This window comes from Pseudomonas antarctica (assembly GCF_001647715.1).
In the GTDB taxonomy this organism is placed as follows: domain Bacteria; phylum Pseudomonadota; class Gammaproteobacteria; order Pseudomonadales; family Pseudomonadaceae; genus Aquipseudomonas; species Aquipseudomonas antarctica_A.
On record NZ_CP015600.1, the window covers coordinates 3,707,062 to 3,733,732 of the forward strand.

Sequence of the window (26,671 nt, forward strand, 5' to 3'; positions counted from 1 at the left end):
CGAAATGTAAAAAAGCGCTCTAATAGCCCCCTGTTGATTCGTTTTAAAGATTCTGGAGTTCGCAATGCCCCATGAAGGCAACCTGTTACAAGCAGCCGTGGTGTTCCTGCTCGCCGCCGTGCTGACAGTGCCCCTGGCCAAGCGCCTGCAACTGGGTGCCGTGCTGGGCTATCTGTTCGCCGGTGTGATCATCGGCCCGTCGGTCTTGGGCCTGGTGGGCAACCCGCAAAGCGTGGCGCAGTTCTCTGAGTTGGGCGTGGTGTTGCTGCTGTTTATCATCGGCCTGGAGCTGTCGCCGAAACGGTTATGGGTGATGCGCAAGGCGGTGTTCGGTGTCGGCCTGGCCCAGGTGTTGCTGACAGGTTTGGTGATGGGCGCGGTGGCGCTGTGGCTGTTTGGCCAAACCTGGAACAGCGCGATTGTGCTGGGCCTGGGCCTGGCGTTGTCCTCCACTGCCTTTGGCTTGCAAAGCCTGGCCGAGCGCAAGGAACTGAACCAGCCGCATGGGCGGCTGGCCTTTGCGATTCTGCTGTTCCAGGACATCGCCGCAATCCCGCTGATCGCCATGGTGCCGCTGCTCGCCGGCAGCGACCACCCGACCACCGAAGCGCAAGGCCTGCAACACGTCTTGCAGATCCTCGGCAGCATCGCCGTGGTGATCATTGGCGGGCGCTACCTGTTGCGCCCGGTGTTTCGTATCGTCGCCAAGACCGGCCTGCGCGAAGTGTCTACCGCCACTGCGCTGCTGGTGGTGATCGGCACCGCCTGGCTGATGGAACTGGTGGGCGTATCCATGGCCCTCGGTGCATTCCTCGCCGGGCTGCTGCTGGCGGACTCGGAGTACCGTCACGAACTCGAATCCCAGATCGAGCCGTTCAAGGGCCTGTTGCTCGGCCTGTTTTTTATCAGCGTGGGCATGGGCGCCAACCTCAGCCTGCTGCTCAGCTCGCCGCTGGTGGTCATCGGCCTGACCCTGCTGCTGATCGGTCTGAAACTGCCACTGCTGTATGCGGTCGGCCGCCTGGTGGGTGACCTTAATCGCGAAAGTGCGCTGCGCCTGGGCGTGGTGCTGGCGGCAGGCGGTGAGTTCGCCTTCGTGGTGTTCAAGATCGGCCGCGACCAGGGCTTGTTCGAGCCGCATCTTTACGATGTGCTGGTACTGACCATTACCCTGTCCATGGCCGTGACCCCGCTGCTGTTACTGGTATGCCCGAAGCTGTTCAAGTCCAAGGCCAAACCCGTGGAAGTGCCCGAGGAATACCGCGCCATCGAAAGCGATGCGCCGCGTGTGGTGATTGCCGGCATGGGCCGTATGGGCCAGATAGTGGCGCGGATTCTGCGCGCGCAAAACATCTCGTTCATCGCCCTCGACACCTCGGTCGAAACCATCGAACTGACCCGCAGTTTCGGCGGCATGCCGGTGTTTTATGGTGACCCGCAGCGCCCGGAGATCCTGCACGCCGCCAAGGTCGATCAGGCGGAATTCTTCGTGATCGCCATGGACGACCCGGAGATCAACATCAAGACCGCCGAATTGGTGCGCACGCGCTACCCGCACATGAAAATCATCGCCCGCGCGCGTAACCGCCAGCACGTGCACCGCCTGGTGGACCTGGACGCCTCACCCGTGCGCGAAACGTTCTACTCCAGCCTGGAAATGAGCCGCCGCACCCTGGTCGGCCTCGGTTTGAGCCAGGCCCAGGCCGATGCGCGCATCACCCGCTTCAAAAATCACGACCTGCAGTTACTCGCCGCCCAACACGCGGTGTATGACGACGCGGCCAAAGTGATGCAGTCCGCCCAGGAAGCCCGTACGGAACTGGCGCGGCTGTTTGAGATGGACCGTCTCGAAGAAGAGTCCGACAAGGTGTGAGGCTATGTATGAACGATCTTGCGAGTTTTCTGACAGAATACGCCGCAATTTCGTTCATCTCTGGAGCGCTTCATGGCCACTTTCACCAAGACCGCCGTCCTGCTGGCCCTTGCGCTTAGCGCCGGTAGCGTGTTCGCCGCCAGCAAGCCCGCTGCCACACAGACCATCTCGACCCTGGGCGGCAAGTTCACCTTTAACCTGCCCAAGGCCTACACCGCCGACACGCTGCCAACCGGCAAGGCTGACGACGGCACCGCCGACACCCAAGGCACGCTGTACGCCAACTCGGCGACTAAAAGTGTGGTGATCGTCGCCGAAACCGTGCGTAACGACGGGGCAACCATCAAAGACAATGACCCGCAGTTCCTCGATGGCGCCGTGGCTGATTTCGTCAAGGACCAGAGCGCCGCCCTGCCCGACTTCAAGAAGCAAAACGAGAAAAAACTGACCTTCAAAGGCCTGGGCCTGCGCCAGGTAGACAGCACCGCCACCCAGGGCGGCGGCAAGACCTTGAACTCCACGTTCCTCGGCGGTTCCGGCAAGCACTTGCTGGTGATCCAGGCCATTTCGCGGGCGGATGATGTGAAGGGGCACGCCGAACTGGTGAAGCAGATTACCGGCGGCAAGTAAGCCTCATCCCTGACAACACAAATCAAATGTGGGAGCGGGCTTGCTCGCGAATACAGTGGATCAGTTAAAGATGAGTTGACTGACACACCGCATTCGCGAGCAAGCCTGCTCCCACATTTTTGACCGCGCTTACTTCAGGGTTTTCTCTAGCCACGCCTTCAGGTCCTGCACTTCCGCCTCACTCACGGTGTGCGGCATCCCCGGATACCCGTGGAACTCCGGCTTCAACCCCAGCCCCACCAACACCTCATTCGCACGCGTCGCCGACACATACGGCAGCGCCTGGTCCAGCGTGCCGTGGCCAATAAAAATCGCCAACTTGCCCAGTGATTCATTGGGCTTGAGCTCAGCCTTGAGCACTGGCAATACACTGCCACTCAAGGCCGCGATCCCGCGCACCAACTCGGGCTGACGCAAGCCCACTTCGTAGGACATGATCGCGCCCTGGCTGAAACCCACCAGGAACACCCGATCGCTTTGCGTGTGGTATTTGGCCGTGGCCTTGCCGACAAAGTCTTCGATCAGCCTGGCGCTGCGTTGCAAGTCGGCGGTCTCGCCATTGTAATCGCCGTCACCCGCGGTCTTTGTAAACCAGCGATAGCCGTTCGGGTCCACCGGCATCGGCGCACGCGCCGACAGGTAAGTCCAGCTGGAAGGTAACGCGTCCTTGATACCAAACAGGTCTTCCTCGTTGCTGCCGAACCCGTGCAGGAAAATCACCAACGGTTGGTTGCGTGAATCGCTCTGCGTCTGTTCCAGGTACGCCAACGGCAAGTCGGTGTGCAGCGTGGCATCGGCATGGGCGACACCGGCCATCAGGGTCAGCGCCAGGGCAAACAGCTTGAACATGGGGAAGTTTCCTCAGGGTTTGCGCAACAAATAAGTGTCCATGATCCAACCATTTTCCAGGCGTGCGGCCTTGCGCACCCGTTCGATTTCTTCAGCCACGTCACTGACTTTGCCGCTGATCAGGATTTCGTCCGGTGTGCCCAGGTAGGCGCCCCAGTAGATATCCAGGTCTTGATCAGCCACGGTACGGTAGGAATCTTTGGCATCGAGCATCACCACCAACGTGTCCGCATCACTCGCCTGCCCCGCCGCCAACCGGCGCCCGGTGGTAATCTCGATGGAGCGGCCAATGCGATTCAGCGGCACCTTGTGCTGGGCCGCCAGGGCCTGCACGCTGGTGATGCCGGGTATCACTTCGAACTCAAACGCACAGTGGCCACTGGCGAGGATCGCCTGCAGGATACGGATGGTGCTGTCGTACAACGCAGGGTCGCCCCAGGCCAGGAAGGCGCCTACTTCGCCATCCGCCATGTGCTCATTGATCATGCGCTCGAAGGTGTGTTGCTTGTCGCGGTTGAGGTCCTGCACGGCGGTGGTGTAGTCGATGTCGCCGCGCACGCGCTCGGGGCAGTCGGCCTCGACGAAGCGGTAGCCGGGCTCGGTGATGTAGGTCTCGCAGATCTCGCGGCGCAGGTCGATCAGCTTGTCTTTGCTCTGGCCCTTGTCCATCAGGAAAAACACGTCGGTGCGGTTCAGCGCCTTCACGGCCTGCATCGTGATGTAGTCAGGGTTGCCGGCGCCAATGCCGATGATCAGGATGCGTTTCATGGTTTGCTCTCATTGCGGGGCGTGGATTTTGCCATGTTCGCCGGGTCAGGCGTGAGTTTCCAGGCGCAGGCGCCAGACAGTGTTGAAGCGCAGCTCGGTGGCGGACAGGGGCTCGATGTCGATCCGGTAGAACATCGACACCGGGAACTGCATGACATAGAGCAAGGCGGCGCGAATCACCAACGGGTGGGTGATGGCCAACACATGACCGGGTTGGGTTTCGAGGGATTGCAGCCACTGCCCGACCCGCGCACAAACCTGTTCCACCGACTCGCCGCCGTGGGGCGTGCTGGTGCTGTCGGTCGCCCAGGCCATCAATGCATCGCCGTCCAACTGGTTGATCGCCTGGCCTTTCCAGGCACCCAAGTCAGCATCGCGCAAGGCATCTTCGACTTGCGCGTCAGCGCCGAACAGCCCGGCCGTCTCGCGGGTCCTGGCTTCAGGCCCGCATACCAGGCGCGGGTTTTTCTTGAAGCGCCCGGCCAGGGAGAACGCTGCGTGTTGCCAATCCATGCTGACAGACTCGTCATCGGCAAACCGCCCCAGCTTTTGCGACGCCGTAGCGGCATGGCAGATCAGTGTCAAACGCGTGGCTGGCACCGCAGATCGCTCCGGTAACGAGTTAGAAGCCTGCAAGACTGGCGCAGTTGACGCTATCGCGCAACGCCTTGCGCCAGATAGAGCACCTGGTAACCCGTGCCCGGGTGGTCCATCTGCAGCGGCTTGGCCGAGAGCGTGATCCGCACCAGGCGCCACGCTTGCACATCCAGCGCCAGGAAGACCGCGAATGTATCCGGGCTGTCAGCCAACTGCTGGTTACGTCGTTTTTCCTCGGCCAATATCCCGGCTCGATCCGCCCCTGGCTCCAATGACCATTGCTCCCGGTACAAACTCAACGCCTGCCGCGCGGGCCCTTGCTGCACGTCCAGCGGCAACCAGCTTTCGATGTGCGGGCGGCCAAAGCTGTCGAGCACCTTCTGGAAACGCTCGCCCAACAAGAAGTCGGCGGCCTGCAACGGGTCTGCCCACAGGTACACCGACGCATAGACATTGCCCGTCGCTTGCCCGCGTTCCTGGGCGATAAATGCCTTGAACAGCAGCCCTTCAGCGTGATCCCACAACGGCCCCAATTGCTCAGCGCGGCGGCGGATAACCCCCATGTTGTAATCGGCAGGCAGGCGGTGTGAATACTGTTTGGCAAACATGGCGAAGCTCCTGTGCAAGATGAGGTTTGAGCTTGCGCAGTGGCAGTGATTTCAACAAGATATCAGCCGATATATGTGCGATAAGGACTTGATATGACTGATGCGCTCAAACCCCTGGATATCGACACCGTGCAGGCCTTCGTCCGGGTCGCCGACTTCGCCAGTTTCACCCGTGCCGCCGAGGCCCTCGACACGTCCCAGGCCGCCATCAGCCTCAAACTCAAGCGTCTGGAAGAACGCCTCGGTTATCGACTGCTGGAGCGCACGCCCCGCCACGTAAGGCTGTCGCCCCAGGGCGAGCAGTTCATCGTGGCCGCTCGCGCCCTGCTTAACGCCCATGAACGCGCATTGGGCGACATGGGTACCCAGCCCTCGCGGCGTCTGGTGATCGGCATCAGCGACCACGTCGCCGGGCCGGACTTGCCCACCTGGCTCGGCCGCCTCGCCGCGTACGACCCTTTGCTGATCCTCGAAATACGCATCGCCTCCTCCCGCGATCTGGTGGCCGCGTTCGACCGCAACGAGCTGGACGCGGTGATCGTGCGCAACGAAGGCGACCGCCGGGACGGCGAAGTGTTGGCAGTGGAACGCTTTGGCTGGTTCGCTGCGCCGACCTGGCGACACAACCCCGGCCTGCCCTTGCGCCTGGCAACCATGGCGCCGCCGTGCGGGGTCCGGCATCTGGCGGTCAGGGCGTTGGATGAGGCCCATATCGACTGGACTGAAGTGTTTGTCGGCGGTGGTGTGATGGCGGTGGGCGCGGCGGTGAGCGCCGGCTTGGGTGTCGCCGCCCTCGCCCACCGAGTGGCCCCGGCCGGGGCGGTGGACGTGAGCGAGCAATGCGGTTTGCCCGCATTGCCCGTCAGTGAAGTGGTGCTTCACAGCCGCATCAGTGACCTGCGGTCCCGCGAAACATTGCGCACGTTAAGCGCAACGTTTCGCGGCGTGTTGCCGCGCTGAGGTTTACGCCACTGGGGCTTCTGCACTCACCGTGGCGGTGGAAGCCCGGGCCTGTAACTGTGCGGCCCCCACCGAAGGCACGACCGGGCTGCCGCTGGCGACAAAATCTTCTTTGCGCAGCGCCACCAGGGCAATCAGTGACACCACGCCGGTGGCCACGTAGAAATACCACGGCGAGGTGATATCGCCCGTCACCTTGATCAGCCAGGTAGAGATCAGCGGCGCGCTGCCGCCAAACACGGCGACCGGCACGTTGTACGCCACCGCAATGCCGGTAGAGCGAATGCGTGTCGGCAGCAGTTCGCTCATCAGCGCATACGTCGACGAGGCATACAGCCCGAACAGAATCGCCACTGCCATCAACGGTGCGAAGAACGACGCGGCCGTTGCGGTCGGCGCCGCCTTGAACAGCCAGAACATCGCCAACGTGGCCAAGGTGCCAATCACCATCAGGAACGGCTTGCGCCCGTATTTATCGGTAAATGCGCCGCCAAACGGCATCACGAAGGCCGCCGAAAAACTGGCGACAAATACGTAGAGCAAAGTGGTACCACTGTCGAACTTGAGGATCTTGGCCATGTAGGTCGAAGCGAAGGTCAGCACCAGGTAAAAGATCGAGCTGTGCAAGGTGATGATAAAGAACACCAGGGCGATCGCCCGCTTCCATTGCCAGACTTCACGCAGCGGTGCGCGGGAGGTTTGGCCGGCGCGTTGCAGGGCGAGAAACTCGGGGCTGTCTTCCAGCTTGAGGCGGATGTACATGGAGATAAAGCCCAACGGCGCGGCAATCAGGAACGGCACGCGCCAGGCCCATTCCTGCATCACGTCGGCGCCGAGGATCCAGGTCATGCCATTGGCCACGGCGCCGCCCAGCAGCAGGCCGAGCACGGCCGTGACCATTAACCAGCAGGTCGCGAACCCGCGTCGACCCGGCCCGGCGTATTCCGAGATAAAGCTGGTAACAGTACCGATCTCACCGCCCGCCGAAAAACCCTGCACGCAGCGCACCAGGATCAGCAGGATCGGCGCCGCGATGCCCAGCGTCGCGTAGGTCGGCAACACGCCGAGCATCACCGTCGAGCCGGTCATCATCACCAGCGCCATGATCAGGGTTTTACGGCGGCCGATCTTGTCCGCCAGCGGGCCGAAGAACAGCCCACCCAAGGGCCGGATGAAAAAGCTCAGGGCGAATGCGGCAAAGCTGGCGAGCAGGCTGGTGGTGGGGTCATCGGAGACGAAAAACGCCTGGCCGATGTACACGGCGAGAAAGCCGTAGACGCCGTAGTCGTACCACTCGATCAAGTGACCGGAAGTGGCACCGAGAAACGCACGGCGCCGCTTGCGGACCGTGTCTTGCGCTTGATTGCCCATCGAAGGGACTCCTTGTCTGATGATCTGTCCATGAACAGCGGGTCTAGGGAAGCGCGGCGATACTCGCTGCTTTCAACCACTGCCGCAAGTCGGTCTTGAGGATTTTGCCGTAGCTGTTTTTCGGCAACTCGTCGCGGAACACGTATTTCTTCGGCTTCTTGAACGAGGCCATGCGCTCGACAAACCACGCGGTGAGCCGGGCATCGTCAAGCGTCTGCCCGTTGCGCGTGACCACAAAAGCCACCACCGATTCGCCCCATTGCGCATCCGGCTCACCCACCACACACACCTCGAACACCTCGGGATGCTGCGCCAACACTTCCTCGACTTCGCGCGGGTACACGTTGCTGCCGCCGGTGATGATCACGTCCTTGGAGCGGTCCGTCAGGGTCAGGTAGCCGGCCGGGTCGAGAAAGCCGATATCGCCGGTCATCAGCCAGCCATCGACCAGGGTCTGGCGGGTGGCTTCTGGGTTGCGCCAGTAGCCTTGCATCACCGTGGCACCGCGCACTGCAATCTCGCCGCGCTCCCCCGTCGGCACCGGCTGGTGCTGCGCGTCGAGAATGCGGATTTCGACACAAGCGTGCGCCTGGCCGACAGAGGCGGCCAGGGTTGACCAACCCTCGCGTTGGCGGTCGGCGATCAGCGCGCGGGGCAACACGCTGATGGTCATCGGGCTCTCGCCCTGGCCGTAGATTTGCACCAGGCGCGGGCCAAACGTATCGACGGCCGCGCACAGGTCAGCCAGGTACATCGGGCCGCCGCCGTAGACGATGGTCTTGATGCCTGCGCCGCCATAACCCTGGCGCTGCGCCTGTTCGACCATGCGCTTGACCATGGTCGGCGCGGCAAACAGCGATACATCGCCCAACTCGACGGCCAACCCGAACAGCTCGGCCGCATCAAAACCGTGGGACGCAGGCACCACATGCCGCGCGCCACAACGCACATGAATAAAGTTGTAGAGCCCGGCACCGTGGGACATTGGCGCGGCATACACCACGGCGTCAGCGGCGCTGACCGGGTCGACATCCGTGGCATAACACAGCGACATGGCAACCAGATTGCCATGACTCAGCATCACCCCCTTGGAACGCCCGGTGGTGCCGGAGGTGTAGAACAGCCAGGCGAGGTCCTTATCCTCACGTGCCACCGGCTGCTCCAGCGTCGGCCAACCGCGGGTCGGCGGCAGCGTGTGGCCGTCCAGCTCCTTACAGCGCTGAGGCAAGTCCCGTGATGACGAAAACACCCGGCCGCCGTCGGTAAAGATCAGGCGCGCCTGGGCGTTATCGGCAATCCAGGCCGCTTCGCTCGGATGCAGCTTGGCGTTGATCGGCACGACCACCCCGCCCAGCCACCAGATGGCGTAGAGCAATTCCAGGTAGTCACAGCTGTTCTTCATCAGCACCGCGACGGCATCCCCCGCCGTCACGCCGTGCTGGTCCACCAGGTGCGCGGCGCGTTGACGAACATGGGCCGCAAAGGTGGCGTAATCGGCGATTTGCCGGGTGCCTTCGAACAACGCCGGGCGTTGCGGATCACGGCGCTGGGTATCGTGCAGCCAGTTGGCAATGTTCATGGCTCAGCACCTGCGTGCGTGCAGGACCGAGGCGTAGTTGGCCACCGCCATGCCGCCCATGTTGAACACCAGGCCAAACTCCGGGTCAGGCACCGCCAGGCCAATCGGCTCACCGGTCAATTGCCGAAACGCCAGGGCATGCATCGACACCCCCGTGGCGCCCACCGGATGCCCTTTGGCCTTGAGCCCACCGGAAAGATTCACCGGCAGCCGCCCACCGGCGCGCACCACGCCGCTGTCGAGCACGCGATGGCCCTCGCCTTTGGGCGCCAGGCCCATGGCTTCGTAGATCAGCAGTTCGGCGATGGTGAAGCAGTCATGCACCTCGGCGAAACTCAAGTCGGCCAGGGTGATATTCGCGCCGCGCAATGCCGTGTGGATCGCCCTTTGCGGGCCCTCAAAGGCCAGGATGTCGCGCTGGGCGATGGGCAGGCAGTCATTGACCTGAGTCATCGTGCAGATCTGTACATCGCGGCGAAACGCCCGCGCGCGCTTGGGCGAGGCCAGAATGATCGCGGCGGCGCCGTCGCTGATCAGTGAGCAATCGGTCAGGCGCAATGACTCGGCCACAAACGGGTTGCTCTTGGACACGTTGTTACAGTGTTCGAAGTCCATCACCCGGTGCATCTGCGCCAACGGGTTGGCCATGGCATTGGAGTGGTTCTTGGTGGCGATGGCCGCCATCGAGCCCAGCGGGCAATGGTAGCGCTCGGCATATTGCCGGGCAGCCCGACCGAACAGTTGCGGGAAACTCATGCCGGCTTCGGCCGGGTCGTTCTGATAGCCGGCGCCGGCCAAGGCTTGGGTGACCTCGGCGGTGGAGGTGTGGGTCATCTTTTCGGCGCCCACCACCAACACCAGTTCCGCGCTGCCGGACAGGATCGCATTGATCCCGGCCTGGATCGCCGCCGAGCCGGACGCGCAGGCGTTTTCACAGCGGGTGGCCGGTTTGAAGCGCAGGCCGGGGTCGGCCTGCAACAACAGCGAAGAGGCGAACCCGTCAGGCACCAGCCCCGAGTTGAAGTGGCCCAGGAACAACGCATCGATTTCTGACGCGTCAATCGCCGCATCCGTGAGGGCTTCGCGGGTGACCTGCACGATCAGGTCTTCAAGGGTGGTGCCTTCCAGGCGACCAAAACGCGAATGACCGGCGGCAACAATGGAGACGCAATCAGCAGGCATAATCAATTTCTTCTGTTCTTGATACGGACATTCCTTACAATGACCCACCACTGGGCCGGCGCCAATTCGTGTAACTACTTACATGGATAAGTAGCCCGAGGTGAGAAAAACAACGAGGCAGGATGCCTAATGACTGTGTTTGCACAACAACTCCAAGATATCGGGCGCCTGGCGTTCCAGCTGTCCCCCGCACCGCAACTGGTCACCAGCAACCGTGTGATCGTCGACTGCAATGAAGCCTTCCTGCAGTTGTTCGGCTATTCGCGCGACGCGTTGGTCAACCAACTGACCCTGCTGATCTACCCCTCCCAGGCTGACTACCACGCCATCGGCAAGCGCAGCCACGATTGGTTGCTGGACAGTGAAAACGGCCGCTACTCCGACGAACGTTTCATGCAGCACAAAAGCGGCGAAGTGTTCTGGGCCAAGTCCCACGGCTACACGCTCACGCCCAAAGACCCGTTCAAGCTGATGATCTGGCACTTCGAACGCCTCGATCGCACCCACCAGGGCACCGGTGACCTCACGCCCCGGGAGCGGGAAATTGCCATGCACATCGTCAACGGCCTCAAGTCCAAGGAAATCGCCCTGCGCCTGGCAATCTCCCACCGCACGGTGGAAGTGCATCGGGCGCGGTTGATGAGGAAGTTGCAGGCCAAGACGGTGGTGGAGTTGGTGTCGAAAATTATTATGGTGGCGTGACGCGGCCACCGCCGTTGCCCGGCGCACACAGCATCGAGGTATTGCGCGAAGCGGGCTTTGAGCCGGCGTCCATACAGAGCCTGCTCAAGGCCAACGTGCTCGTGCAGGCCAGCCCATCCGAATGTTCAGCAGGAACCGCATCATGACTGCCACAGTGACGCTCAACCTTATCGACACGCGCATCGCACGCCTGACCTTCAGCAACCCCACTCAGCGCAATGCCCTCAGTGCGCACTTGCTCGACAGCCTGGATGAAAGCCTGGTCACCCTCGCCGCCCAGCGCATCGGCGTGGTGATTCTCGGTGCCGACGTCGGCCAGACAGTGTGGAGCGCCGGCCATGATATTGGCGAAGTGGCCCGCGACCGCGACCCCGTTGCCTATGGCAAACCGCTGGAGCAAGTACTGCGGCGAATCCGCGCCTACCCCGGCGTGGTGATCGCGGCGATTTCGGGCTCGGCCTGGGGCGGCGCCGTCGACCTGGCCATGAGCTGCGACATGGTGGTGGCCGACCACAGCGCCAGCTTCGCCATGACCCCGGCCAACATCGGCTTGCCCTATACCACCAGCGGCCTGCTGCGGTTCTTCAACAACCTGCCGATTCACGTGCTCAAGGAACTGTTCTTCTGCGCGCAGAAACTCGACGCCGAACGCGCCGAACGCTTTGGCGTGATCAACCGCCTGGTACCCACCGAGGCCCTGGAAGCCACCGCCCTGGAAATCGCCCAAGGCATCGCCGCCAAGGCGCCGTTGGCGATTCAGGCGGTGAAGGAGCAATTGCGCATTCTCGAAGACCTGCAACCCATGCCCGTGCAGGCCATGGAGCAGATCGCCGAACTGCGCCGCCAGGCCTGCGCCAGTGCAGATTTTGGTGAAGGGCTGGCAGCATTTGCCGAACGTCGCCCACCGGCGTTTGAAGGGCGTTGACAGTTTTTTCATATTTGATCGTCTAGGATGCTGCGCTTCGTTGGGGAGTAACCGGCTTCTGACCCGTGCAGAAGCGTTCGTATCAACATATTCGGCAACCTGCCGTGGTACGAACACCGTTGAGGTTGGTGAGACCAGCGACACATCCATGCCTAACGTCGGGCGTGTGGTTGTGTCGTTGACTCATACAGCCCGACTGGAAGCCTTACCGTGAACCCCATTTCCCTCATTCTTCTCGCCCTTGCCATGTCCACGGACGCCTTTGCGGCGGCCATCGGCAAAGGCTCCAGCCTGCACAAACCACGCCTGACCGAAGCCCTGCGCGCCGGCTTGATCTTTGGCGTGATCGAAGCCATCACGCCGATGATCGGCTGGGCTATCGGCCATGCCGCCACGCGCTGGGTAGAAAGCTGGGACCACTGGATCGCCTTTACCCTGCTGGTCGCGCTGGGCTTGCACATGATCTACAACGGGCTCAAGCCGGATGATGACGAGGTTGAAAAACCCACTCAGCATTCGTTCATGATCCTCGCCGTGACGGCATTTGCGACCAGCATCGACGCAATGGCGGTGGGCGTGGGCCTGGCATTTGTCGACGTGAATATTCTGCTGGCTTCAGCGGCGATAGGCCTTGCGACCATGACCATGGTGACCCTCGGCATGATGCTCGGTCGGGTGCTGGGGACGGTGGTCGGCAAGCGCGCCGAGATGGTCGGTGGCGTGGTGCTGATGCTGGTGGGTGCGACGATTTTGTATGAGCACTTGTCGGCTTAAAAAACCAAACACCAAAATGGCGGATAGCTTTATGTGGGAGCCGGGCTTGCCCGCGATGTGATCACCTCGATGCAACTGAATGACCGAGGTGCCTGTATCGCAGGCAAGCCAGCTCCCACAAAAAGCAATGTGCTGCTGTGAATAGACGGCTCTATCAAGCCGCGTGGCTTTCCTTCTTCAAACTCTCCATATCAATCACGAAGCGATACTTCACATCGCCCTTGAGCATCCGCTCATACGCCTCATTGATGCCCTGGATATCGATCATCTCGATGTCCGAGACAATCTTGTGCTTGGCGCAGAAATCCAGCATGTCCTGGGTTTCCTGGATACCACCGATCAACGAGCCGGCGAGGCTGCGGCGCTTGAAGATCAGGTTGAATACCGTAGGCGACGGGTGCGGGCTGTCGGGGGCGCCGACCAGAGTCATGGTGCCGTCACGCTTGAGCAGGTTGAGGAAAGGATCAAGGTTATGCGGCGCGGCAACCGTGTTGAGGATGAAGTCCAGGCTGTTGACGACCTTGGCCATTTCGTCGGGGTTCTTCGACACCACGACCTGGTCGGCGCCCAGGCGCAGGCCATCTTCGCGTTTGTTCGGTGAGGTGGTGAACAGCGTGACATGGGCACCCATGGCATGCGCGATCTTCACCGCCATATGCCCCAGCCCGCCGAGGCCGACCACGCCGACTTTTTTGCCGGGGCCCACCTTCCAATGGTGCAACGGCGAGTAGGTGGTGATGCCGGCGCACAGCAGCGGCGCCACCGCCGCCAGGTTGGCATCGTCATGGGAGATGCGCAGGACGAACTTCTCCTTGACCACGATAGTGTCCGAGTAGCCTCCGAACGTGTTTTCCCCACCAAACACCGGGCCGTTGTAGGTGCCGGTAAAACCGTTCTCGCAGTATTGCTCCTCGCCTTCGGCGCAGGAGGCGCAGTGCTGGCAGCTATCGACCATACAACCGACGCCGGCCAGGTCACCCACCTTGAATTTCGTCACGTTGGCACCGACCGCTGTCACGCGGCCGACAATCTCATGGCCGGGCACCGACGGGTACAAGGTGTTGTGCCACTCATTGCGCGCGGTGTGCAGGTCGGAGTGGCATACGCCGCAGTAGAGGATATCGATCTGGACGTCATCCGCCCCTGGCGCACGGCGCTCAAAGGTAAAGGGTTTGAGCGCATCCTTGGAATCCCGAGCGGCGTAGCTGTAAGTCTTGGCCATTTGGTTCACCTGTTGAACTGACGGTAGAGATCAGTGGACCAATATAGACGCTGAACCGTTCAACCGAGCACATCCGTACAAGCCCTTCGTCCGGTTTAACGCAATAGTGAGGCTGACATTCCCCCCCCGACACGCGAGGCGTTTTCCATGAGTACATTCGTTGCCAAAGACGGTACCCAGATCTATTTCAAGGACTGGGGCAGCGGTAAGCCCGTGCTGTTCAGCCATGGCTGGCCGTTGGATGCCGACATGTGGGAATACCAGATGGAATACCTGAGCAGCCGTGGCTTTCGCACCATTGCGTTCGACCGCCGTGGTTTCGGCCGTTCGGACCAGCCGTGGACCGGTAACGACTACGACACCTTCGCCGACGATATTGCCCAACTGATCGAACACCTGGACCTCAAGGACGTGACCCTGGTGGGTTTCTCCATGGGTGGCGGCGACGTGGCACGCTACATCGCACGCCATGGCACGGCTCGCGTGGCCGGCCTGGTATTGCTGGGCGCCGTAACGCCGATCTTCGGCCAGAAACCGGATTACCCGCAGGGCGTGCCGACCGAAGTGTTCGACGGCATCAAGGCCGGGCTACTGAAAGATCGCGCGCAATTCATCGCCGACTTCAACCCGACGCTCTATGGCATCAATAAGGGTCAGAAAGTCTCCGAGGGCGTACTGACCCAGACCCTGCAAATCGCGTTGCTGGCGTCGCTCAAGTCGACTGTTGATTGCGTCACCGTGTTCTCGCAAACCGACTTCCGCCCGGACATGGCCAAGATCGACGTGCCGACCCTGGTGATTCACGGTGACGGCGACCAGGTCGTACCCTTCGAGACCACCGGCAAAGTGGCAGCCGAGATGATCAATGGCGCGCAACTGAAAGTGTACAAGGATGCGCCGCACGGTTTTGCGGCCACGCATACCCAGCAGTTGAACGAAGACTTGCTGGCGTTCCTGAAGCGCTGAAACGGCTGAACCACCCGCTCCTTGTTGGCCGGGCTTGCCCTAATGCCAGTCAGTTAAGCGAACTGAAATGCTCAATGCAGCGAAGATCAAATGTGGGAGCGGGCTTGCCCGCGAAGACGTCGGCCCAGCAAACATTGATGTTGACTGACCCACCGCTTTCGCGAGCAAGCCCGCTCCCACAGGAGATCTGCGCTTAACTGACTGGCATTAGGGGCTTGCCCGGCCTTTTTTATTCAGGCATACCGCTGGCTGAGCGCCAACCGACCCGGTCCTGCGATCAGAATACTGGTGAAGATAATCAGCAGCAGCCAGCCAAACTGCCCCTCGAACAAAGTCCATTGCGGATGCACCACCAGCAAGGCCACCCACAGCACGGCCAGGATCGGCAAGCACGCCAGGCGCGCCAGCACACCGACGATAATCAGCAGCGGGCACAGCACTTCGGCAACAATCGCCAGGCACAGCGTGACGTGGGCGCCGAGGTGAAACGGGTCTTCGATCAACGCCAATTGGTCGCTGTAGTGCAGCAGCTTGGGCAAACCATGTACCCACAACAGAAACACCGCGCCGCTGACGCGCAGAAACAACAGCCCCAGAGCCTGGTACTTTGATTCGTTCATAAATGCCTGTCCCCGTAGAATCCCCCGGCGCCTGTGCGCCGGAGCCGGTGCGATTGTGTCGGCACAGACGCCGGTAGACTTGCAGGCATGTGCTGACATGACAGCGTTCCGGTTGAATCAACGCTCGCGTACTGTGGTCCCACTCCATACGCTCCCGGTTAAAGGAATTGCACGATGACCCTGCCCAAAGAAATGACCCTGATCGAAATCACCGCCCCCGGCGGCCCAGAAGTCCTGCAACCACGCCGAGCCGACGTGCCCGTGGCAGGCGCTGGTGAAATCCTGATTCGCGTGCATGCCGCCGGGGTCAATCGCCCTGACGCCCTGCAGCGCGCGGGCAAGTACCCGATGAAACCCGGCATGAACCCGATCCCCGGCCTGGAAGTGGCCGGTGAAGTGGTCGCACTGGGCGACGGCGTGACCGACTACAGCCTGGGCGACAAGGTCTGCGCCCTGACCAACGGCGGTGGCTATGCGCAGTTTTGCGCCGTGCCTGCGAGCCAGGCGCTGCCGATCCCAGAGGGTATGGACTGGATTCAAGCCGCTGCCGTGCCGGAAACCTTTTTCACCGTCTGGGCCAACCTGTTCGGCCTTGGCGATGCGCACACCGGCCAGAGCGTGCTGATCCACGGTGGCACCAGCGGCATCGGCACCACCGCGCTGATGCTCTGCCGCGAGTATGGGATTCAGGCATTCGCCACCGCCGGCAGTGCCGACAAATGCGCGGCGATTGCCAAGCTGGGCGCAGAGCCCATCAACTACCGCGAGCAGGACTTCGCCGAGGTCATCGCACAGAAGACCGGCGACAAAGGCGTGAACGTGATCCTCGACATCATGGGAGCCTCGTACCTCAACAACAACCTCAAGGCCCTGGCCATGGACGGGCATCTGGTGATGCTGGGTTTCCTCGGCGGCGGCAAGGCCAATGGCGTCGACCTGCTGACCATCCTCGGCAAACGTGCCGTCATCACCGGCTCGCTGCTGCGTGCACGCACCCAGGACGAAAAGGCCGCAATCGCCGAACAACTGCGCGAATACGTGTGGCCGGTGCTGTCCGCCGGACGATGCCTGCCGATCATCGACAAAGTGTACGAATACACCGACGCCGCCCAGGCCCATGCGCGGATGGAAGGCGGCGACCACATTGGCAAGATTGTGTTGCGGGTGGAGTGATTACTCGGCGTACACCGGGTAATCGGTGTAGCCCTGCTCCGAACCGCCATACATGCCCTCGGCGCGCAGCGGGTTCAGCGGCCAGCCGTTGAACAGCCGCTGCGGCAAATCCGGGTTGGCAATGAACGGACGTCCGAATGCAATCAGGTCTGCCAGCCCTGCTTCCACCAGTGTTGCACCGCGTTCAGCGGTGTAACGCCCGGCGTAGATGATCCGGCCACTGAAGGTGCTGCGTACCGCTTGGCGGAAGGTTTCAGGCAGGTCAGGCGCGTTGTCCCAATCGGCTTCAGCGATGGACACGTAGGCAATGCCCGACGCTTCCAGCACCTTGATCGCTTCGATGTAGGTGTGATGCGGGTCTTCTTCCACCAGGCCGATATACACGCGGTCCTGGTCGGTGCCGCTGAACAGCGGTGAAAAACGCACACCAAGACGCTCCGGCCCGACGACGGCCGTCACGGCTTCGACGATCTCGCGCAAAAAGCGCAGGCGGTTGTGCAGCGAGCCGCCGTATTCATCATCACGCTGGTTGGCGTGGGCCGAGATGAACTGGTTGACCAGGTAACCATTCGCCGCGTGGATTTCCACCCCGTCAAACCCGGCGTCCAACGCATTGCGCGCGGCCTGGGCGTAATGCCCCACCAACTCCTCGATCTCAAGCACGCTTAAGGCGCGTGGCACAGGCGGCTGTTTCAGCTCGCCAACCCCAGGCCCGGTTTCGATAAAGGCCTTTGCTTGCTCTGCTGCAATAGCCGACGGCGCGACCGGTGCGGCGCCTTCTGGCTGCAGCGCGTTGTGGGACACGCGGCCGACATGCCACAGCTGGGCGAAGATCACCCCACCGTCGGCGTGTACCGCGTCAGTCACTTTGCGCCAGCCGTCGATCTGCGCCGGACTGTAGATACCGGGCGTCCAGGCGTAACCCTGGCCGCGCGGCTCGATCTGCGTGCCTTCGCTGACCATGAAACCGGCGGTGGCGCGCTGGCGGTAATACTCGGCCATCAAGTCGGTCGCGATATCACCCGGTTGGGCACTGCGCTGGCGCGTCAACGGCGGCAGCACAACGCGGTTGTTCAAGGTGTGGTGACCCAGTTTTATTGGGGTATTCAAACTACTCGTCATCTAAGAACTTCCAAATTCAAGGCGCGCTAACGCATTGACGGCTCTTGAGAGCCGTCAATGAATGAAGCGTTTTAATTAAGTTATGCGGTGAGTTTCAGCAGTGCTTTAGCCACATCACTGGAACTGGCAGGGTTCTGCCCGGTCACCAGCAAACCATCTTCAAGTACAAAGGATTGCCAATCGGCGCCCTTTTCATAGTGGCCGCCGAGTGCCTTGAAATCATCTTCGATCAGGAACGGCACCACATCGGTCAGGCCAACCGCAGCCTCTTCAGCGTTGGAGAAGCCGGTAACGCGACGGCCCTTGACCAACGGCTCGCCATTGACGGCCTTGACGTGACGCAATGCGCCGGGCGCATGGCAGACAAAGCCGACGGGCTTGCCGGCACGCTCGAAGGACTCGATCAGCGCGATGGACGTGCTCGATTCCGCCAGGTCCCACAGCGGCCCGTGCCCACCTGGGTAAAACACAGTGTCGAAGTCATCGGCGTTGACCGTGTCCAGCTTGACGGTGTTGGCCAGGGCCTGCTGCGCAGCCGGGTCAGCGGCGAAACGTCGGGTTTGCTCGGTCTGCGCGTCAGGCTGGTCGCTGACTGGGTCCAGCGGTGGTTGGCCGCCCGCTGGGGAGGCCAACACCAGCTCGGCCCCGGCGTCCTTGAAGGTGTAATAGGGAGCCGCAAACTCTTCAAGCCAGAAGCCGGTTTTACGGCCGGTATCGCCAAGCTGGTCGTGAGAGGTCAGTACCATTAATACTTTCATTTTCCAGTGCCTCGATCGATGGGTTTCAGTAGGTGTAAGCGTCGGTGTGTGCAGGGCAACCCAACAGGTGTCGGGTTAGAAGCAGCGCCTCGTCAAACGGCGCGGATGTTCGGGTGATCTTGCTCATCACGCTGGTCCCCAGCCACAGCGCATACAGGCGTTGGGCCAGGCGTTGCGGGGGTTGCTGAACCGTCAGCGAGCCGTCTTCGACGCCTTGCAGCAAGGCTTGCGCAAGCAAAGCAATCGTACGTGCGGTGCCTCGATCCAGGGCCAAACGCATGGGCTCTGAAAGGTCTGACACCTCGGCACCGAGTTTGACGGCAAGGCATTTGCCCGCATCGGTGCAGCCGGTCTGGTTGTCGACCCAGGTTTGCCAATAGCGCATCAATTTGGCGCAGCCGGACAGTTCGGGTTGTTGGAACAATTGCTCAATGCCCTTCACATAGTGATCGAAGTAGGTATCCAGCAAGACAACACCGAAGGCATCTTTAGAGTTGAAGTAGTGATAAAACGAGCCTTTCGGTACGTCAGCGGCTTGAAGTATTTCGTTCAACCCCACCGCAGAAAACCCTTTGCGGCCGACAATTAATTGCGCCGTATCCAGGATCGCCTGCCTTGTACTTTTAGTGTCGTTATTCATTGTTCTTCCCGTCCGATTAGACCAGTCGTCTAGTTCGTTGAGGGAATGTTAGGCGTCGAGAAAAACTTCAACAATGTCATATCCGCAAGGTTTCCGGACATGACGCAAAGTCGGTTGCCGTTTCGCCGACACCCGCCGACAATCCCCTCTCCCGCCCCCTTGGAGAATGACGATGCACAGCGTTGCGCTGATGGTTTACCCGAACTTCCAGTCCCTGAGCCTCAGCCTGGGTTCGGTGTTCGAGTGCGCGAACCTGCTGAGGGGTGAGTCAGCCTATGAGTTCCACCTGGTTTCGGAGAGCGGCGGCGCCGTCATGACGTCCCAGGGCTTTTCGGTGAATACCACGCCCATCCGGCCGCAGGGCTATGACACGCTGATTGTCAGCGGCTATCTGGAGTTTCGTCTGCCGGAGGCCAACCTGCTGGAACTGGTAAAGGCCGCCTCCGCTCAATCACGGCGGGTCGCCTCCTTGTGCATGGGCATCTTCGTGCTGGCCGAAGCGGGCCTGCTGGAAGGCAAGCGCACCACCACCCACTGGATTCACGCGCCCGCATTTCGCAAACGCTACCCGGATATTCACCTGGAAGAAGACAAGTTGTTCGTGGTCGACGGCCAGGTATGGACGGGCGCCGGCATGAGCGCCGGCGTGGACCTGGCACTGGCGATGGTAGAAGCCGACCTGGGCAGCGACCTCGCCCGGCGTATTGCGCGCAAACTGGTGATTGCCCAACGTCGAGGCAGTGAGCAATCCCAATTGTCGGCCTTGTTGGAACTGGACCCCAAGTCAGACCGCGTGCAACTGGCATTGGCCTATGCCCGCGAAAACCTGACCCACGACCTGTCAGTGGAGGCCCTGGCCGATGTGGCCCGGCTCAGCCCGCGCCAGTTCAGCCGGGTGTTTCGCGAAGAAACCGGGCAAACACCCGCCAAGGCCATAGAATCGCTGCGCGTGGAAGCCGCCCGGGCAATGATGGAAACCAGCCGTCACCCGGTCGAAGTGGTGGCCCGCGAAACCGGCTTCGGTGATCGCGAGCGTATGCGCCAGGCGTTTCTGCGCGCGTTCGGGCAGCCGCCTCAGGCGATGCAGCAAGCGTTCAATGCAGCGCCGCCCGCGTAATCAAGTAATTCACCAACTGCGGGTCATCATCCAGCTCAATGGTCTGCGCCGGGCGTGGCAGGTCGTCCAGCACGGCGCGCCAGAACGCCTGGGACACTTCATCCTGATCGTAAAAACGCACCAGCCAATTGTTCTGGCCGCTGCTCAACACCTGGGTCGCGATGGCGCGGCCGATGCCTTTGCGGCGATAGCGCTTGAGGATGAACAGGTCAGCCAGTTCCAGGGCATTGATGCCGGGCAGTTCGCTGCCTTCGATCAACAGGAAGCCGGCGATATACCCATCCACCAGCAGCAGATTGGCGCTCCATAGCGGGTCCTGCCAATAGCGCGTCAGGTGCTCGTCATGGATGTAGAAACGGCCGTCCGCCTCCACATCTTCCTGCTCCCAGTCCGACGACTCGTAGGCGTAATACTGGTAAAGATTGCGGATCAGCTCAGACGCTTCGGGGCCGGTCTGGATCAATTCGACGGTGGTTTCAGGCATGAGGCTCTCGGTCAGAAAAAGCAGGGCGCCATTGTTCACAAAACACGGCGGCAGGCCAATACATTGCCTAACCTTTCTGTTTGCTGAACCGATTGCGGATTTGTCGGGGCCCGTCCAAAATCCTGAAACATTTAGAATAAACTTTGCTCGCTCTCCCCTATTTTTTCAAGGACATGTACTTTGACAAACGTCTGTTCCGCCGGCCTGGATGTGGGTTTTGCTTCCCTGGATTACCTGCAGATCTTCATCCTGGGCGTGATCCAGGGCATTACCGAACTGTTGCCCGTGTCGTCCACCGCCCACATGCGCGTGGTGCCTGCCCTGCTCGGCTGGCAAGACCCGGGCTCGGCGTTTTCGGCTGCGATGCAGTTGGCGGCGCTGGCGGCGGTGGTCAGTTACTTCTGGCGCGATGTGCGCCAGGTGACCACGGGTAGCATCAGCGCGGTGCGCCGGGGTGACTACAACGACCGGTGGTTCAAGCTGGCGGTGGCGATTGTTTTGGCGACCATCCCGATCGGGATTGCCGGGCTGGCCTTGTCCTCGACCCTCAACACCTGCAACTCGCCGTTGCGCGGCCTGATGGTGATCGGCATTTCCTGTGTCGTCATGGCGGTGTTGCTGGCAGTCGCCGAAGTGCGGGCACGCCACACGCGGGACATGAGCGAAATGCGCCTGCGCGATGCACTGATTGTCGGCATTGCACAGATTGGCGCGCTGATTCCCGGTGTCTCGCGTTCGGGCTCCACGCTGACCGCCGCACTGTTCCTCAACTTCAAACGTGAAGAAGCCGCACGCTTTTCCTTCCTGCTGGGCTTGCCGGCCATCGCCCTCGCCGGTTTGAAAGAGCTGTGGGTGCTGCTGCACGCCGACCTGCCCGCTCACGCCTGGTCGCACTTGATCTTCGGCCTGGTGGTTGCCAGCGTCTCGGCGTTCTTCGCGATCTGGGGCCTGATGAAGTTCCTGGAACGGTTCTCCACCTGGCCGTTCGTGATCTACCGCGCGCTGCTGGGGATCTTCCTGATCGTCGCAGTCAGCACCGGGCTGTTAAGTTAAGACGCATTGAGCTAAGCCGCAGGCGTGCGGTCGGCCAGCGCTCCGAGCTGGTCGGCCATACGCCCTGGCAATCGCAAAGGACGGCCCGAAGGCCGCCAGGGTGACTGCAATCAGTCCAAGTCGCTTGCGGCATGCCGCTCCGGCAACTGCTCCGCAAGTTCCCCGGAAACCCGATTCACCCTGCGCCCGCGCTGCACCGCCGGTCGCGCTTCAATCGCTTCAGCCCAACGCAGCACATGCGTGTAATCCTGCACCGAAAGGAATTCTGCCGCCCCATACAAGCGGCCTTTAACCAAGCCACCGTACCAGGGCCAAATCGCAATATCGGCGATGGTGTATTCATCCCCGGCAATGTACTCACTCACCGCCAGGCGTCGGTCCAGCACATCCAACTGGCGCTTGGTTTCCATCGCAAACCGATTGATCGGGTACTCCATCTTGCTCGGGGCATACGCATAGAAATGCCCGAAGCCCCCGCCCAGATACGGCGCGCTGCCCATCTGCCAGAACAGCCACGACAGGCACTCAGCACGGGCCGCAGGCTCAGTCGGGAAGAACGCCCCGAACTTCTCCGCCAGGTATTGCAGGATCGCACCAGACTCAAACACCCGAATCGGTGTGTCAGCGCTATGGTCCATCAATGCCGGGATCTTTGAGTTCGGGTTGACCGCCACAAACCCGCTGCCGAACTGGTCACCATCACCGATCTTGATCAGCCAGGCGTCGTATTCCGCACCGGTATGCCCCAGGGCCAACAGTTCTTCCAGCAGGATGGTGACCTTCTGCCCATTGGGCGTGGCCAGGGAATACAGTTGCAGCGGGTGCTTGCCGACCGGCAATGCCTTGTCATGGGTCGCACCGGCAATGGGCCGGTTGATGCTGGCGAAGGTGCCGCCACTTTCGGTGTCCCAGGTCCACACCTTCGGGGGTACGTAATCGGTCATGCTTAATTCTCCTTGGTTTCAATACGGTTCGACGCAGCCAATCGGGCCACGTTCCAGCCGCCACCCAGCGCCTTGATCAGGCCCACATTAGCGCTTAATTGCGGGTTTTGCAGGTGCGCCTGCGTGAACTGCACCGGGCCTGGACGTTATCGCCTCCGCGGAGTGTGCCAGCCCCTGTTGGCCAAGGACGTCTAAGCCATCGGCTGATGGCTTGTCACGCAGTGGATACCACCACCGCCCGCTGCAATCGCATTGATAACCTTGCTCCAGCCAGGGTTGCAGTTGCGGTTGATCAAACTGCTTTCGGTCATGATGCCGGTGCCCGGGCCATCAGCCAATTGCTCAGCCAGATGGCTTGCTCACGCCATTGGTAGATGCCACCATTCGTGGCCCAAACTGGGCGCTGCTGACCCATCGTGACAGCGAATATGACCCGCAGGCGCGGCGCTTTACCGAATGGCTGCTGACCCATTTACAGGCAGACCCGACATGCGCGAACGACTCGAAGACATCCTGGCCGAGCACCTGACCGTCGTGTTTTGCGGGATCAACCCCGGCAAGGGTTCTGCCGCGGTCGGCCAGCACTTTGCCAACCGCAGCAACCGCTTCTGGCGCACCCTGCACCTGGCCGGTTTCACGCCCCATGAAATACTTCCCGAGGACGGTCACACCTTGCTGCACTACCACTGCGGCTTGACCACTGTCGTGGAGCGCCCGACGGCGAGTGCGAGCGAGTTGGCACGGCATGAATTCAAAGAAGCGGCGGCAGCGTTTGAGCAGAAAATCCGCCATTACCGGCCACGCGTCGTGGCATTTCTCGGCAAGGCCGGTTACAGCGCGCTGTCTGGCCAGCGCGAGATAGCCTGGGGCTTGCAAGCGCAATTATTGGGCGATGCGTCGGTGTGGGTGTTGCCCAACCCCAGTGGGCGCAACCTGGCATTCAGCCTGGAGCAATTGGTGAGCGCCTATGGGCAGTTGCGTCAGGCCATTGCGCACGCCGATCAAGCGCCCTTACTCTCTTGAGCCAATGATCCTGATAGCAATGGAGGCTGCATGAAACTGGTCGGTATGCTGGATTCGCCTTACGTTCGCCGCGTGGCAATTTCCCTGGAGTTGTACGGCGTAGACTTTGTGCATGAACCCTTGTCCGTGTTCAGCACCTTCAACGAATTCGCACGGATCAACCCGGTGGTCAAGGCGCCCAGCCTGGTGCTGGAGGATGGCACGGTGCTGATGGATTCCAGCCTGATCCTGGACTATTTCGAAGCCCTCGCGCCGGCCGACAAGAAGCTTTTGCCCCAACACGCCGAGGCACGCGCCCACGCGCTGCAAGTGCTCGGGTTGGCCCTGGCAGCGTGTGAGAAAACCGTGCAGATCGTCTATGAACACCACCTGCGCCCAGCAGAAAAACTGCACGAGCCGTGGATCGAGCGCGTGACCGGGCAGTTGGTGGCGGCCTATTCGCTGCTGGAAAAACACCTCGCCCAACCCACCGACGAACCGTTGACCCAGGCTGCACTGACCGCCGCTGTCGCCTGGTCGTTCACCCAACTCAAACTGCCGACGGTGCTCGAGGTCGATGCGTTTCCCAACCTGCAACGCCATGCCAGTCGGCTCGAGCAACATCCGGCCTTTCGCAACTATCCGATCGAATAACGGATCTACACCCAACCGCCATCCACTATAAAGTTCTGCGCCGAACACATCGCCGACACATCAGAGGCGAGAAACAACGCCATATTGGCGATGTGTTCCGGCAGCACACTGCCCGGCAGGCACTGGCTGCGGCTGATCAGCTCGCGGGCCGAGTCGTCTACCCACATCGCCAGTTGTTTTTCGGTCATGACCCAGCCAGGTACCAGGGTGTTGACTCGGATGCGGCTGGGGCCCAGCTCCCGTGCCAGCGCCCGCGTCATGCCATGGGCGGCGGCCTTGCTGGCCGCGTATACCGGGTAGCCCGCAGAGGCCATCATCCAGCCGACCGAGCCCAAATTGATGATTGCCCCGCCGCCGGCTTTTTTCATCATCGGCACCACCGCCTTGGCGGCGAAGAAGGCGTGCTTGAGGTTGACCGCGATCAACCTGTCGAACATGGCCGAATCAACTTCTTCCAGAGTGTGGCGCACATCATTGGCGGCGTTGTTGACCAGCACGGTGATGGGGCCGAGCGAGTGTTCGAAACGCTCTATCGCTGCCTGAAAGGCGATTTCATCGGTGATGTCGCACTGCACGAATTGCACGGTGTGCCCCTGGGAACTCAATAACGCCGCCAATCGCTCGCCCTGGCTTTGCGCGCGGTCCACAAAGCCCACCCTGGCGCCCTGCGCGGCGAAGGCCCGGACTATGAATTCGCCAATGCCCGAGGCACCTCCAGAGACCAGCACGGTCTTACCCTTAAGGTCGGGATACACAGCCTGCGGAATATTCATATAACGATTGCCTCACTCAATTAGTCTTATTTTATTTTGCAAAAAGGCAGTAAAAGGCTATAAATCTGCTGTCCCATCGACAAAATATCGCACATTAGTAGAACTATTCCACTGAAAACAACAAAAGGAAGTTCGACCATGAAGCACCCTCGTCACCTGCTTTCCGGCCTTGCCCTTTCCATGATGATTGCCAGCGGCGGTGTCCAGGCCGCAGGCCTCACCAGCGAGCAAAAACCCTTCGGCAAAACCAATGACGGCACCGCCGTCGAACAGTACGTGTTGCGCAACAGCCATGGCATGCAAGCCACGGTCATCACCTACGGCGGCGTGTTGCAGTCGCTGAAAGTACCGGATAAAAACGGCAAGGCCGAGGACGTGGTGCTCGGTTTTGACGATGTACAGGGTTACCAGGCCGGCAGCGCATTTTTTGGCGCGACCATCGGGCGCTTTGGCAACCGCCTCGCGGGCGGCGCCTTCGAACTCGACGGCAAGCACTATCAGGTACCGCTCAACGACGGCCCCAACTCGCTGCATGGCGGCGCACAGGGTTTCGACAAGCACGTGTGGCAAGCCAAGCCAGTCAAGGGCAAGGACTCGGTCGGCGTGACCCTCACTTACTTGTCCAAAGACGGCGAGATGGGCTTCCCGGGCAACCTGAAAACCGAGGTCACGTACAGCCTCAACGACAACAACGAACTGCACATCGATTACACGGCCACCACCGACAAACCCACGGTGCTCAACCTCACCAACCACAGTTACTTCAACCTCGCCGGCGCGGGCAACGGCGACATCCTCAAGCACGTCGCGACCTTGCACGCCAGCCACTACACGCCGGTGAATGCCACCTTGATTCCTACCGGCGAACTGGCGCCGGTCAAGGGCACGCCGATGGACTTCCTCAAACCCACGCCGATCGGCCAGCACATCAAGGACGACCATCCGCAGCTCAAATTCGCCGAGCCGAAACAGGGCGGGTTTGACTTCAACTGGGCGCTGGACACCCAGGGCGATATCAAAAAACTTGCCGCCGAAGTACACGACCCAGCGTCTGGCCGGCATTTACAGCTCTACACCACCGAGCCTGGCGTGCAGTTTTATACCAGCAACTTCCTCGACGGCACGGTCAAGGGCAAGGCCGGCAAGACTTACCAGCACTGGAGCGGTTTCACCCTGGAGACCCAGCACTTTCCGGATGCGCCTAACCAGCCGAAGTTTGCGTCGACACGCCTGAACCCGGGCCAGACCTACAGCCAAAACACCATCCTGAAGTTCACCGCCAAGTAAACGCTGGGAGCGGGCTTGCCCGCTCCCACACTTTTGAC

30 protein-coding genes and 1 pseudogene are annotated in these 26,671 nt (G+C 61.2%); 14 read left to right on the plus strand and 17 right to left on the minus strand.

Annotated elements, in window-relative coordinates:
- Nucleotides 1–64 precede the first annotated feature (64 nt).
- Together A7J50_RS16535 and A7J50_RS16540 are read left to right on the plus strand one after the other, a co-directional pair.
- The gene (locus tag A7J50_RS16535; protein WP_064452785.1) at nucleotides 65–1,873 is read left to right on the plus strand and encodes a monovalent cation:proton antiporter-2 (CPA2) family protein; all 1,809 of its coding nucleotides are present in this window, start codon (nucleotides 65–67) and stop codon (nucleotides 1,871–1,873) included.
- A 72-nt stretch (nucleotides 1,874–1,945) separates the two neighbouring features.
- On the plus strand, nucleotides 1,946–2,503 hold the full coding sequence (locus A7J50_RS16540) for a hypothetical protein (RefSeq protein ID WP_064452786.1): 558 nt from the start codon (nucleotides 1,946–1,948) through the stop codon (nucleotides 2,501–2,503).
- A gap of 129 nt (nucleotides 2,504–2,632) precedes the next feature.
- On the opposite strand, the gene A7J50_RS16545 is transcribed toward A7J50_RS16540, so the two are convergent.
- The 4 genes from A7J50_RS16545 to A7J50_RS16560 are packed head-to-tail and all read right to left on the minus strand — an operon-like array spanning nucleotide 2,633 to nucleotide 5,325.
- A complete protein-coding gene (locus A7J50_RS16545; RefSeq protein WP_064452787.1) occupies nucleotides 2,633–3,352 on the minus strand; it encodes an alpha/beta hydrolase in 720 nt (239 codons plus the stop codon).
- A 12-nt stretch (nucleotides 3,353–3,364) separates the two neighbouring features.
- Nucleotides 3,365–4,120, minus strand: coding sequence for a precorrin-6A synthase (deacetylating) (gene cobF / locus A7J50_RS16550; RefSeq protein ID WP_064452788.1), 756 nt, complete (start codon nucleotides 4,118–4,120; stop codon nucleotides 3,365–3,367).
- Between the two features lie 45 nt (nucleotides 4,121–4,165).
- Complete coding sequence (locus tag A7J50_RS16555; RefSeq protein ID WP_064452789.1) at nucleotides 4,166–4,720, minus strand: histidine phosphatase family protein; 555 nt, start codon at nucleotides 4,718–4,720, stop codon at nucleotides 4,166–4,168.
- 53 nt (nucleotides 4,721–4,773) lie between these two features.
- On the minus strand, nucleotides 4,774–5,325 hold the full coding sequence (locus A7J50_RS16560) for a DUF4865 family protein (protein ID WP_064452790.1): 552 nt from the start codon (nucleotides 5,323–5,325) through the stop codon (nucleotides 4,774–4,776).
- A 93-nt stretch (nucleotides 5,326–5,418) separates the two neighbouring features.
- On the opposite strand from A7J50_RS16560, the gene A7J50_RS16565 reads away from it, so the two are divergent.
- Nucleotides 5,419–6,285: a LysR family transcriptional regulator gene (locus tag A7J50_RS16565; RefSeq protein WP_064452791.1), complete on the plus strand. Its 867-nt coding sequence runs from the start codon at nucleotides 5,419–5,421 to the stop codon at nucleotides 6,283–6,285.
- A gap of 3 nt (nucleotides 6,286–6,288) precedes the next feature.
- Here the strand turns inward: A7J50_RS16565 and A7J50_RS16570 are convergent, their stop codons facing one another.
- Genes A7J50_RS16570 through A7J50_RS16580 form a run of 3 tightly spaced genes read right to left on the minus strand, consistent with a single transcriptional unit; the run spans nucleotide 6,289 to nucleotide 10,417 of the window.
- Nucleotides 6,289–7,656 carry an MFS transporter gene (locus A7J50_RS16570; RefSeq protein ID WP_064452792.1) on the minus strand — a complete coding sequence of 456 codons (1,368 nt, stop codon included), beginning with the start codon at nucleotides 7,654–7,656 and terminating at the stop codon, nucleotides 6,289–6,291.
- Nucleotides 7,657–7,699: 43 nt separating this feature from the next.
- Nucleotides 7,700–9,235, minus strand: coding sequence for a class I adenylate-forming enzyme family protein (locus A7J50_RS16575; RefSeq protein WP_064452793.1), 1,536 nt, complete (start codon nucleotides 9,233–9,235; stop codon nucleotides 7,700–7,702).
- A 3-nt stretch (nucleotides 9,236–9,238) separates the two neighbouring features.
- On the minus strand, nucleotides 9,239–10,417 hold the full coding sequence (locus tag A7J50_RS16580) for an acetyl-CoA acetyltransferase (RefSeq protein WP_064452794.1): 1,179 nt from the start codon (nucleotides 10,415–10,417) through the stop codon (nucleotides 9,239–9,241).
- Between the two features lie 129 nt (nucleotides 10,418–10,546).
- Between A7J50_RS16580 and A7J50_RS16585 the strand changes: the two genes are divergently transcribed.
- The 3 genes from A7J50_RS16585 (at nucleotide 10,547) to mntP (ending at nucleotide 12,818) form a co-directional block, all read left to right on the plus strand.
- On the plus strand, nucleotides 10,547–11,119 hold the full coding sequence (locus tag A7J50_RS16585) for a LuxR C-terminal-related transcriptional regulator (RefSeq protein WP_064452795.1): 573 nt from the start codon (nucleotides 10,547–10,549) through the stop codon (nucleotides 11,117–11,119).
- Between the two features lie 142 nt (nucleotides 11,120–11,261).
- Nucleotides 11,262–12,044, plus strand: a complete 783-nt coding sequence (gene scpB, locus A7J50_RS16590; protein ID WP_064452796.1) for a methylmalonyl-CoA decarboxylase — start codon at nucleotides 11,262–11,264, stop codon at nucleotides 12,042–12,044.
- A gap of 210 nt (nucleotides 12,045–12,254) precedes the next feature.
- Entirely contained in the window at nucleotides 12,255–12,818 is a 564-nt protein-coding gene (gene mntP, locus A7J50_RS16595) for a manganese efflux pump MntP (RefSeq protein ID WP_064452797.1), read from the plus strand.
- A gap of 154 nt (nucleotides 12,819–12,972) precedes the next feature.
- Here the strand turns inward: mntP and A7J50_RS16600 are convergent, their stop codons facing one another.
- Complete coding sequence (locus A7J50_RS16600; protein WP_064452798.1) at nucleotides 12,973–14,040, minus strand: NAD(P)-dependent alcohol dehydrogenase; 1,068 nt, start codon at nucleotides 14,038–14,040, stop codon at nucleotides 12,973–12,975.
- Between the two features lie 147 nt (nucleotides 14,041–14,187).
- On the opposite strand from A7J50_RS16600, the gene A7J50_RS16605 reads away from it, so the two are divergent.
- Nucleotides 14,188–15,006 carry an alpha/beta fold hydrolase gene (locus A7J50_RS16605; RefSeq protein ID WP_064452799.1) on the plus strand — a complete coding sequence of 273 codons (819 nt, stop codon included), beginning with the start codon at nucleotides 14,188–14,190 and terminating at the stop codon, nucleotides 15,004–15,006.
- Between the two features lie 233 nt (nucleotides 15,007–15,239).
- Here the strand turns inward: A7J50_RS16605 and A7J50_RS16610 are convergent, their stop codons facing one another.
- Nucleotides 15,240–15,626, minus strand: a complete 387-nt coding sequence (locus A7J50_RS16610) for a DoxX family protein (RefSeq protein WP_064452800.1) — start codon at nucleotides 15,624–15,626, stop codon at nucleotides 15,240–15,242.
- 174 nt (nucleotides 15,627–15,800) lie between these two features.
- Between A7J50_RS16610 and A7J50_RS16615 the strand changes: the two genes are divergently transcribed.
- On the plus strand, nucleotides 15,801–16,799 hold the full coding sequence (locus tag A7J50_RS16615) for an NAD(P)H-quinone oxidoreductase (RefSeq protein ID WP_064452801.1): 999 nt from the start codon (nucleotides 15,801–15,803) through the stop codon (nucleotides 16,797–16,799).
- Here the strand turns inward: A7J50_RS16615 and A7J50_RS16620 are convergent, their stop codons facing one another.
- From A7J50_RS16620 to A7J50_RS16630, 3 genes are all read right to left on the minus strand, one after another.
- Complete coding sequence (locus A7J50_RS16620) at nucleotides 16,800–17,921, minus strand: alkene reductase (RefSeq protein WP_064452802.1); 1,122 nt, start codon at nucleotides 17,919–17,921, stop codon at nucleotides 16,800–16,802. It abuts the gene before it with no gap.
- Between the two features lie 80 nt (nucleotides 17,922–18,001).
- Nucleotides 18,002–18,679, minus strand: coding sequence for a type 1 glutamine amidotransferase domain-containing protein (locus A7J50_RS16625; protein ID WP_064452803.1), 678 nt, complete (start codon nucleotides 18,677–18,679; stop codon nucleotides 18,002–18,004).
- A gap of 25 nt (nucleotides 18,680–18,704) precedes the next feature.
- On the minus strand, nucleotides 18,705–19,319 hold the full coding sequence (locus A7J50_RS16630; protein WP_064452804.1) for a TetR/AcrR family transcriptional regulator: 615 nt from the start codon (nucleotides 19,317–19,319) through the stop codon (nucleotides 18,705–18,707).
- A gap of 172 nt (nucleotides 19,320–19,491) precedes the next feature.
- On the opposite strand from A7J50_RS16630, the gene A7J50_RS16635 reads away from it, so the two are divergent.
- The gene (locus tag A7J50_RS16635) at nucleotides 19,492–20,436 is read left to right on the plus strand and encodes a GlxA family transcriptional regulator (RefSeq protein ID WP_064452805.1); all 945 of its coding nucleotides are present in this window, start codon (nucleotides 19,492–19,494) and stop codon (nucleotides 20,434–20,436) included.
- On the opposite strand, the gene A7J50_RS16640 is transcribed toward A7J50_RS16635, so the two are convergent.
- Nucleotides 20,414–20,920, minus strand: a complete 507-nt coding sequence (locus A7J50_RS16640) for a GNAT family N-acetyltransferase (RefSeq protein WP_237140851.1) — start codon at nucleotides 20,918–20,920, stop codon at nucleotides 20,414–20,416. The genes A7J50_RS16635 and A7J50_RS16640 overlap by 23 nt on opposite strands.
- Before the next feature lie 180 nt (nucleotides 20,921–21,100).
- Between A7J50_RS16640 and A7J50_RS16645 the strand changes: the two genes are divergently transcribed.
- On the plus strand, nucleotides 21,101–21,973 hold the full coding sequence (locus A7J50_RS16645; RefSeq protein WP_064452807.1) for an undecaprenyl-diphosphate phosphatase: 873 nt from the start codon (nucleotides 21,101–21,103) through the stop codon (nucleotides 21,971–21,973).
- 110 nt (nucleotides 21,974–22,083) lie between these two features.
- Here the strand turns inward: A7J50_RS16645 and yghU are convergent, their stop codons facing one another.
- From yghU to A7J50_RS31950, 3 genes are read right to left on the minus strand one after another with little or no spacing between them, the layout of a single operon-like run.
- Nucleotides 22,084–22,917 (minus strand): glutathione-dependent disulfide-bond oxidoreductase, encoded by an 834-nt coding sequence (gene yghU, locus A7J50_RS16650; RefSeq protein ID WP_064452808.1) that lies wholly within the window; start codon nucleotides 22,915–22,917, stop codon nucleotides 22,084–22,086.
- Between the two features lie 2 nt (nucleotides 22,918–22,919).
- Nucleotides 22,920–23,051 (minus strand): hypothetical protein, encoded by a 132-nt coding sequence (locus A7J50_RS32090; protein ID WP_257784278.1) that lies wholly within the window; start codon nucleotides 23,049–23,051, stop codon nucleotides 22,920–22,922.
- 57 nt (nucleotides 23,052–23,108) lie between these two features.
- Nucleotides 23,109–23,228: an agmatine deiminase family protein gene (locus A7J50_RS31950; RefSeq protein ID WP_167353704.1), complete on the minus strand. Its 120-nt coding sequence runs from the start codon at nucleotides 23,226–23,228 to the stop codon at nucleotides 23,109–23,111.
- A gap of 29 nt (nucleotides 23,229–23,257) precedes the next feature.
- On the opposite strand from A7J50_RS31950, the pseudogene A7J50_RS31955 reads away from it, so the two are divergent.
- From A7J50_RS31955 to A7J50_RS16660, 3 genes and pseudogenes are all read left to right on the plus strand, one after another.
- Nucleotides 23,258–23,446 (plus strand): annotated as a pseudogene (locus A7J50_RS31955) (LysR family transcriptional regulator); the annotation flags it as partial.
- The gene (mug, locus tag A7J50_RS16655; protein ID WP_064452809.1) at nucleotides 23,407–23,940 is read left to right on the plus strand and encodes a G/U mismatch-specific DNA glycosylase; all 534 of its coding nucleotides are present in this window, start codon (nucleotides 23,407–23,409) and stop codon (nucleotides 23,938–23,940) included. The pseudogene A7J50_RS31955 and the gene mug, both read left to right, overlap by 40 nt.
- A gap of 30 nt (nucleotides 23,941–23,970) precedes the next feature.
- Nucleotides 23,971–24,573 (plus strand): glutathione S-transferase family protein, encoded by a 603-nt coding sequence (locus A7J50_RS16660; RefSeq protein WP_064452810.1) that lies wholly within the window; start codon nucleotides 23,971–23,973, stop codon nucleotides 24,571–24,573.
- Between the two features lie 5 nt (nucleotides 24,574–24,578).
- Here A7J50_RS16660 and A7J50_RS16665 read toward each other — a convergent pair whose 3' ends face one another.
- A complete protein-coding gene (locus tag A7J50_RS16665) occupies nucleotides 24,579–25,346 on the minus strand; it encodes an SDR family NAD(P)-dependent oxidoreductase (protein ID WP_064452811.1) in 768 nt (255 codons plus the stop codon).
- Between the two features lie 138 nt (nucleotides 25,347–25,484).
- On the opposite strand from A7J50_RS16665, the gene A7J50_RS16670 reads away from it, so the two are divergent.
- Nucleotides 25,485–26,633 carry an aldose epimerase family protein gene (locus tag A7J50_RS16670; RefSeq protein ID WP_064452812.1) on the plus strand — a complete coding sequence of 383 codons (1,149 nt, stop codon included), beginning with the start codon at nucleotides 25,485–25,487 and terminating at the stop codon, nucleotides 26,631–26,633.
- The last annotated feature ends 38 nt before the right edge of the window (nucleotides 26,634–26,671 follow it).